Genomic DNA, 8,116 nt, shown 5'->3' on the forward strand with positions numbered 1-8,116 from the left:
ACGCCGCGGCGACCGGACGCGAGGCGCGGGGATCGAAGCCGTCGTACAAGGCGAGCGCGAGCTTCAAGCCGGTCGACCACATCACGACCTATGCGACGTTCGCGACCGGGTATCGCGGGCCGGTGGTCAATGCGTTCGCCGGAAGGGTCAGCACGGTCAATCCGAGCGATCTGGTGATCCCCGACGGGGCGTCGTCGGACGACCTGAAGAGTTACGAGGTCGGCGCGAAGGGACGGTGGCTCGACGGACGGGTGACGATCAACGCCGCCGCCTATGTCATCGACTGGAGCAACATCCAGGTCCAGGCCAATCGCATTTCGGATTCGGTGCAGTTCGCCGCCAATGTCGGCGCGGCGCGCAGCAAGGGGTTCGAGGTCGAGATGGGCGTGATCCCGGCCACCGGCTTCCTCCTCGGCCTCAACGTCGCCTATAACGATGCGAAGATCACCCAACTCACGGCGGCGGAGGCGGCGATTTCGGGCGCGGTGCTTGGCCACCGGCTGTCGGCCCCGCGGTTGCAGGGATCGTCGTCGATCACCTACGGCTTCGACCTGAAGCCCGACTGGAACGCCAGCGTCGCGGTCAACGCGCAATATGTCGGGTCGTACAACAGCTCGTTCCCGAACGTGCCGGGCAATCCGCGCGCGCGCCTGCCGACCTTTGGCGAAACCGACGAATATGTGAACCTGAACCTTGCCGCCGGGCTGCGCCATGGCGACTGGTTCGGGCAGCTCTATGTCGAGAACCTCACCGACGATCATTCGGTGACGTACATCCACCCGGAAGCCTTTTTCGCGAGCCGGTTCGGAACGCTGCGCCCGCGCACGATCGGCATCCGTCTGGCAAAGGGCCTCTGAGCGGTGGCGACGATCGCTGCGGCCGGTGCCGCCGTGCCGCCCGCCAACCGCCGCGCGTGGTTCGTGCTTGCCATCCTGTGCTTCGTCTATGTGCTGAATTTCCTCGACCGGCAGTTGCTGGCGATCCTCGCCAAGCCGATCCGCGACGAACTGGGCCTGACGCATGGCCAGATCGGGCTGATAAGCGGGCTGTATTTCGCGCTGTTCTATTGCGTGTTGTCGATTCCGGTGGCGTGGTTCGCCGATCGCAGCAATCGGGTGCGGGTCGTGGCGCTTGCCTGCGCATTGTGGAGCGCGGCGACCGCCGCCTGTGGCCTTGCCGGCAACTACGGCCAGTTGGCGGGCGCGCGGATGATGGTCGGGGTCGGCGAAGCGGGAGGCGTGCCGCCGTCCTATGCGATCATCTCCGACTATTTCCGCCCCGGCACGCGCGGCACCGCGCTTGGCCTCTATAATCTGGGGCCGCCGATCGGCAACGCGTTGGGCGTGGCGTTCGGCGCGTCGATCGCCGCCGCCTATAGCTGGCGCGACGCCTTCATGGCGCTGGGCATCGTCGGCGTCGCGACCGCGATCGTCGTATTCCTGACGGTCCGCGAGCCCAAGCGCGGCGGCCTGGACGGAGCGAGCGGCATCGCCACCGAACGCGCGCCGTTCTGGCCGACCTGTCGCATGTTCTTCACCCGTCGCGTGCTGCTGCTCACCGCGCTCGCCACCGGTGCCAACCAGTTCATCACCTATGCCGCCGCCAATTTCATCACCCTGTTCCTGATGGAAGAAAAGGGGATGACGCTGAACGAGGTCGCGGTGTGGTACGCGCTGCTGGTGCTGGTTTCGATGGGCGGCGGCATCTTCCTCGCCGGGCGGATGGTCGATCGCTTCGTGCCGCGCGACCGGCGGGCCTATGCCTATATTCCCGCCGTCGCGCTGGTCGTCGCCGCGCCGTTCTTCGCCGGATTCATCGCTGCGCCGGGGTGGCAGTTGGCGATGGTGCTGCTGGTGCTGCCGATGGGGCTGAATTATTTCTACCTCTCGCCCGCCGTCGCGTTCGTGCAGGAATCGGTGCCGCCCGCGCAGCGGGTGATGGCCGGCGCGCTGCTGCTGCTGGTCATGAACCTGATCGGCCTCGGCCTTGGCCCCACCTATCTCGGCGCGGCGAGCGACTGGTTCGCGAGCGCGGGGCATGCCAGGCCGTTGCAGATGGCGTTCTACACGCTGCTCCCCTTCTATGCGGTGGCGGTGCTGCTGTTCCTCGCGCTCGCCCGGGCGATCGGTCGCGAGACGCTTGCCGGAGAGGTCGCATGATGCGCGCTTTCGCATTCGGTGCGGCGATCGCCGCGTTGCTGACGACCGGTGCGGCGGTCGCCGCCGGGCCGGTCGCCACCCTGCCGGCGGGCAGGGTCGAGGGGGTCCGCCTCGGCGAAACCGATGTGTTTCGCGGCATCCCCTTCGCCAAGGCACCGGTCGGCGATCTGCGCTGGCGCGCGCCGGTGCCGGCGGCCGAATGGAGCGACATCCGCAAGGCGACCGAGTTCGCCGATGCGTGTGTCCAGCCCGCACCGCGCATGGGCAGCATCTATGCCGATCCGCCGCGCCGGATGAGCGAGAATTGCCTCGCGCTCAACGTCTGGCGACCGCGCAGGCCGGGCAACCATCCGGTGTTCGTGTGGGTGCATGGCGGGTCGCTGATCGCGGGCTATGGTCATGAGGCGATGTTCGACGGACGAAAGCTCGCCGAACAGGGGCTGGTGGTCGTGTCGATCAACTATCGCCTCGGCGTGCTCGGCTATCTGGCGCATCCCGCGCTGAGCGCGGAAAACGAACAGCGCCTGTCGGGCAATTACGGGCTGATGGATCAGGTCGCGGCGCTGCGCTGGGTCCAGCGCAATATCGCCGGTTTCGGCGGCGATCCCGCCAATGTCACGCTGGCGGGCGAGTCGGCGGGCGCGCTCAGCACCCTGTATCTGATGGCGTCGCCGGCGGCACGCGGCCTGTTCCACAAGGCGATCGCGCAAAGTGCCTATATGATCTCGACCCCCGAACTGCGCGCGACCGCGCACGGCACGCCATCGGCGGAGGCCGAGGGCGTGCGCGTCGCGGCGGCGGTTGGGGCGGGCAACCTTGCCGCGCTGCGCGCGATGCCGGCGGCGACGCTGGTGCAGAAGGCGGCGGCGTCGGGCTATATTCCGTGGGGCAGCGTCGACGGCGTGTGGTTGCGGCGGCAACTGGTCGAGACGTTCGATCGCGGCGAACAGGCGAAGGTGCCGATCCTGACCGGCTTCAACGCCGGCGAAATCCGCTCGCTGCGGTTTCTGTTGCCGCCGGCCCCGGCCGACGCGCACGCCTATGTCGCCACGATCGGTGCGCGCTATGGCGATCTCGCCGCGCCGTTCCTGAAGCTGTATCCCGCCGCGACGATGGCGGAGTCGATGCTGGCGACGACGCGCGACGCGATGTACGGCTGGACCTCCACCCGGCTCGCGCTGCGCCAGACGGCGGCCGGGCAGGACGCCTATCTCTATTATTTCGACCATGGCTATCCGGCGGCCGACGACAACGGGCTGCACGCCTTCCACGCCACCGAAATCCCCTATGTGTTCGGCACCGCGCGCGACATGCCGCCGGCGTGGCCGGTGGTGCCCGACACCCCGCGCGAGCGGGCGCTGTCGACGGCGATGATCGGCTATTGGACATCGTTCGCCAAGACCGGGGTGCCGCGGGCCAAGGATGCGCCGGCATGGCCGGCATATGGCGAAGGCGCGCGGTTCATGGCGTTCGCGGGCCAGCCGCGCCCGGGCGCGTACCTGTTCCCCAACATGTACGCGCTGCACGAAGCCGCGACCTGTCGTCGCCGCGCGGCGGGCGATCAGCCGTGGAACTGGAATGTCGGCGTGGCGTCGCCGGTGCTCGCCAGGACGGAGGCATGCCGATGACCGCCGAGGTGATGCCGGGGGCAATGCAGGATTTCCCGCTGACGCTCGACCGCTTCCTGACCCATGCCGGCAAATGGCACCCCCATGCCGAAGTGGTCGCCGCCACGCCCGACGGGTCGGTGCAGCGCATCGGCTATGCCGAACTGGAGCGGCGGTCGCGGGCGATTTCGGCGGCGCTGATCGCCAAGGGGATCGGCCTTGGCGACCATGTCGCCACGCTGGCATGGAACAGCCGGGCGCATGTCGAAACGTGGTATGCGATCATGGGGATCGGCGCTGTGTGCCACACGCTCAACCCCCGGCTGACGCCCGCGCAACTGGCCGACATGCTAGGCCAGTCGCAAGCGAGGATCGTGGTGGCGAGCGCCGACCTGGTCCCATTGGCGCAGGCGGCGGCGGCGCTGCTCGACCACCCGCCGGCATTGCTGGCGATCGACGGGCCGGCGGCGGTCGACGCGCTCGACACGCTGGTCGAGCCGGGGGCGTCGGCGATATGGGGCGGGTTCGACGAGCGGATGCCGTCGGGGCTGTGCTTCACCTCGGGCACGACCGGGCGGCCCAAGGGCGTGACCTATACCCATCGCGCCTGTTTCCTGCATACGTTGCGCAGTTTGCAGGCCGATGTGATGGCGATCACCGCCGCCGACCGGGTGCTGGCGGCGGTGCCGATGTTCCATGCCAATGCGTGGGGGCTGCCGTTCGCGGTGCCGGCGGTCGGCGCGACGCTGGTGCTGCCGGGGCGGACGACCGATGGCGCGAGCCTCGCCCGGCTGATCGCCGCCGAAGGGGTGACGATCGCGGTCGGGGTGCCGACGGTGTGGCTGGGGCTGGTCGAGCATCTCGACAGCGTCGGTGGCGAGGTGCCGAGCCTGAAGCGGATCATCGTCGGCGGCGCACCGATGCCCCCTGCGCTGATGGAGCGGCTCGAACGGCGGCTGGGCGTGACCGTGCAGACGAGCTGGGGCATGACCGAGCTGTCGCCCGCCGGCACCTTCGCCCCGCCCGGCGACGCCGACCGGCAGGCAGCATCGTCCGGCCGGCCGGCGATCGGGATCGACCTGTTGCTGACCGATGCCGATGGCGTTGCGCTGCCCGAACAGCGCGAGGTGGAAGGGCATTTGCAGGTGCGCGGCGCGGCGGTGGTCGACCGTTATTTCGGCCATGCGGCACCGGCGACTGATGCGGCGGGCTGGTTCGCGACCGGCGATCTGGCGCGGATCGGCCGGGACGGCAGCCTGTTCATCACCGGTCGCGCCAAGGATCTCATCAAATCGGGCGGCGAATGGATCAACCCGGCCGAGATCGAGGGCGTGGTCGGCGCGTTGCCGCAGGTGTCGATGGCGGCGGTGATCGGGCGCAGCGACGTCAAATGGGGCGAACGGCCGATCCTGGTCGTCGAACTGCGCGACGGCGAGGACATCCGCGACGAGGCGCTGCTGGCGACGCTGCGCGGGCGGGTGGCGCCATGGTGGATTCCCGACGCGGTCGTACGCCTGCCCGCCATGCCGCTGGCCGCGACCGGCAAGATCGACAAGCTGCGGCTGCGTGCCGAGCATGGCCAATGAACTTCGAAAAGGATGACAGGATGCAGCTTCAAGATCGGGTCGCGATCGTTACCGGTGCCGGCGGCGGGCTGGGCCGGACGCATGCGCTGTTCCTCGCGCGGCAGGGTGCGCGGATCGTCGTCAACGACGTGTCGCCGCAGCAGGCCGAAGCGGTCGCGCAGGAAATCCGCGATGGCGGCGGGGCGGCGATGGCGCTGGCCGGATCGGTGAGCGACGAGGGGGCGATCGGCGAGGGCGTGGTCGCGGTGCTGGCGCGGTGGGGGCGGGTCGACATCCTCGTCAACAACGCCGGCATCCTGCGCGACAAGAGCTTCGCCAAGATGACGATGGCCGATTTCCGGACCGTGATCGACGTCCACCTGATGGGCGCGGCGATCTGTTCGAAGGCGGTGTGGGACCCGATGCGCGAACAGCGCCATGGCCGGATCGTCATGACGACGTCGTCGTCCGGGCTGTACGGCAATTTCGGGCAGGCAAACTACGGTGCCGCCAAGATGGCGCTGGTCGGGCTGATGCAGACGCTGGCGATCGAGGGCGCGAAATACGACATCCGCGTCAACGCGCTGGCCCCGACCGCCGCGACGCAGATGACGCATGGCGTGCTGCCCGACGACAGCCTTGCCCGGCTCGACCCGGCACTGGTCAGCAACGCCCTGCTGGCGCTGACCGGCGATGCCGCACCGACGCGCGCGATCCTGTGCGCGGGCGGCGGACATTTCGCCGTCGCCAACGTCACCCTCACCGATGGCGTCTATATCGGTGACGGCCCCCATGCGGCCGATCGATTGATCGAACGCTGGGACGAGGTTCGCGACCGGAACGGCGAAACCGTCCCCGAATACGGATTTTTTCAGGCGGAGCGCGAAGTCGTCAGCGCGCGGAATGCAGCATCGCGGTGTGCCGCCGCAAGTGTTGGATGATCGCGGCATATACTGTCGCCGAAGCAGGCCTGTGTTCGGTTGTCTCTTTCGTCGACGCCGTTGCGCCTTATATACGGCCCGGGGGCAGAGTCGCCCCTGCAATGGAACGTATTGATGCCGGCATTCAAAACCCCTGATTTCAATGAGCGCACTGCTGCTGCCCGAGCGGCCAAACTACAGGCGTTGAAGCAATATCGCGAACGGCCCGAGCCGGACCCCGCCGATGTAGCTGCACGCCAGGCCGCGCGTCAGGCGCGGGAGGCCGCGCAGGCCGAGCGCCAGGCCGCGAAGCAGGCGGCGATCGAACTGGCCAAGGCGCAAGCTGCACAAGCCGCAGCGGAGGCCGAAGCCGCTGCCCTCGCCGAAGCGGAAGCCATCAAGGCGAAGCGTCCGAAGGTGCCTACCGCAGCCGAGCTGAAGGCGGCACGCGACGCCCGCTATGCCGCGCGCAAGGCCCGCAAATAACACGCCGGCGGGGTTGCTGCCGATGCGGTCGCATGGCTGAACCCCGCTAATCGATACTGTCGAGCGCGTGTCGGATCCGGTCGGGTACGGCACTGGCCGTCGACGACAGGATCGCGGCGTGGCCGTGGCCCAGGTCGCTTGGTGCCGATCCGAACGCCTTGCGAAAGCTTCGGGAAAGTGCTGCCTGATCGCGAAAGCCGTAGCGTGCGGCCAGCTCGACCAGGGTGCTGCCGTTCAGCGGATTGGACATCGCCCGGTGGACCGCCCGCAGGCGGCGCATCCGGTCATAGGCGAGCAGTCCGCCGTCCCGCTCGAACAACCGATAGACGACCGAGCGCGAGATGCCGAGCGCGGCGGTGATGCCCGCGACCGACAAGGTGCCGGGCGGTTGCGCCGCGACATAGTTTTTCGCCATGGCGAGCAGCGACAACTGGTCGGTGCGCCGGTGGATGCCGGCGCGCAGCAGCGCGGCGGCGGCAAGATCGCGCAGGATCGTCGCATAGAGCGGCGCGCTGTCGGCCGATGCCGCCGGAAAGAACCGGATCATCCGGGTCGCGATGGTCTGAAGCAACATCAGGTCGGGAACGGGGGCGAGCGCACCCTGAAAGTCGATCGGCCCGACCGTTTCCTCTAGGAAATCGCGCGCGAAATACAGGATCAGGCAGCGGATACGGGTCGAGGTCGCGGTGCTGGGCCGGCCATAGTCGCGCAGGAAGGAGACGGGCGCTTCCAAGAGCGTCGTCTCGCCATCGGATTCGAACGTGATCGAGCCTTCGAGCAACTGGACGAGTTGCAGATAATCGGCATCGACCGCGTTGACGAGCATCTGATCGCGGATCGCCACGAACGGATCGACCTCGACCAGCGTGATCTGCAACCCGCCGAGGTCCCACAGATCGCCGCGCGCCAGAAACGGTCCCGGCGCAAGCGGTCGCAACCGTGCGCCGCGCGAGTGCGCTGCCCAATAGGCGAACTGCTCGGCCTCCGGCAGAACCGAGGAATCCATGGCGATCTTCGGGATAGCGCCGTGAGAATCGTTGTGCATTGCGGACCCGGTATTGTTGCGCGTCGCGTGTCATCGGTCGAGTAAACGGTTCGGGCAAGCTATCCGTGCCACGGCTTTTACTTCGGAAGCCAATGTTGCGACGCGCAAAAATCGGGATTTGCGGGTTCCTGGCAAATGATGCCGGCGATTGTGTCCGATATGGTCCGACACAGAATCCCGTATGGAATTGCCGGCCGTCCCAACTGTTCCAAAATGCTCTGACGTAACGATTTTTTGGAAGACGACGCCGATTGTCAATTTGCCCCTGCCGGATATGGGTGATGGATTAGGGCGATGTTGCTTCGCGAATGACGGGTTTCGTTCGACGGCGATC

At 67.8% G+C, this 8,116-nt stretch carries 7 protein-coding genes; 6 read left to right on the forward strand and 1 reads right to left on the reverse strand.

Annotated features, from left to right (window positions below):
- The 6 genes from ASE78_RS19275 to ASE78_RS16190 all read left to right on the forward strand — a co-directional run.
- A partial coding sequence (locus tag ASE78_RS19275; protein ID WP_200911073.1) for a TonB-dependent receptor occupies positions 1-857 on the forward strand: 857 nt, incomplete at its 5' end.
- A 3-nt stretch (positions 858-860) separates the two neighbouring features.
- Positions 861-2,159, forward strand: coding sequence for a spinster family MFS transporter (locus tag ASE78_RS16170; protein ID WP_200911074.1), 1,299 nt, complete (start codon positions 861-863; stop codon positions 2,157-2,159).
- Positions 2,156-3,787, forward strand: a complete 1,632-nt coding sequence (locus tag ASE78_RS16175) for a carboxylesterase/lipase family protein (protein ID WP_156351534.1) — start codon at positions 2,156-2,158, stop codon at positions 3,785-3,787. Before ASE78_RS16170 ends, ASE78_RS16175 begins: the two co-directional genes overlap by 4 nt.
- Complete coding sequence (locus ASE78_RS16180; RefSeq protein ID WP_056499209.1) at positions 3,778-5,352, forward strand: AMP-binding protein; 1,575 nt, start codon at positions 3,778-3,780, stop codon at positions 5,350-5,352. Before ASE78_RS16175 ends, ASE78_RS16180 begins: the two co-directional genes overlap by 10 nt.
- Positions 5,353-5,372: 20 nt before the next feature.
- Positions 5,373-6,272: an SDR family NAD(P)-dependent oxidoreductase gene (locus ASE78_RS16185; protein ID WP_056499214.1), complete on the forward strand. Its 900-nt coding sequence runs from the start codon at positions 5,373-5,375 to the stop codon at positions 6,270-6,272.
- A 114-nt stretch (positions 6,273-6,386) separates the two neighbouring features.
- Entirely contained in the window at positions 6,387-6,737 is a 351-nt protein-coding gene (locus ASE78_RS16190; RefSeq protein WP_055757587.1) for a DUF6481 family protein, read from the forward strand.
- A gap of 46 nt (positions 6,738-6,783) precedes the next feature.
- Here ASE78_RS16190 and ASE78_RS16195 read toward each other — a convergent pair whose 3' ends face one another.
- A complete protein-coding gene (locus tag ASE78_RS16195; protein WP_056498516.1) occupies positions 6,784-7,743 on the reverse strand; it encodes an AraC family transcriptional regulator in 960 nt (319 codons plus the stop codon).
- Positions 7,744-8,116: the final 373 nt, after the last annotated feature.

It is taken from the genome of Sphingomonas sp. Leaf25 (genome assembly GCF_001421635.1).
Lineage (GTDB): Bacteria > Pseudomonadota > Alphaproteobacteria > Sphingomonadales > Sphingomonadaceae > Sphingomonas.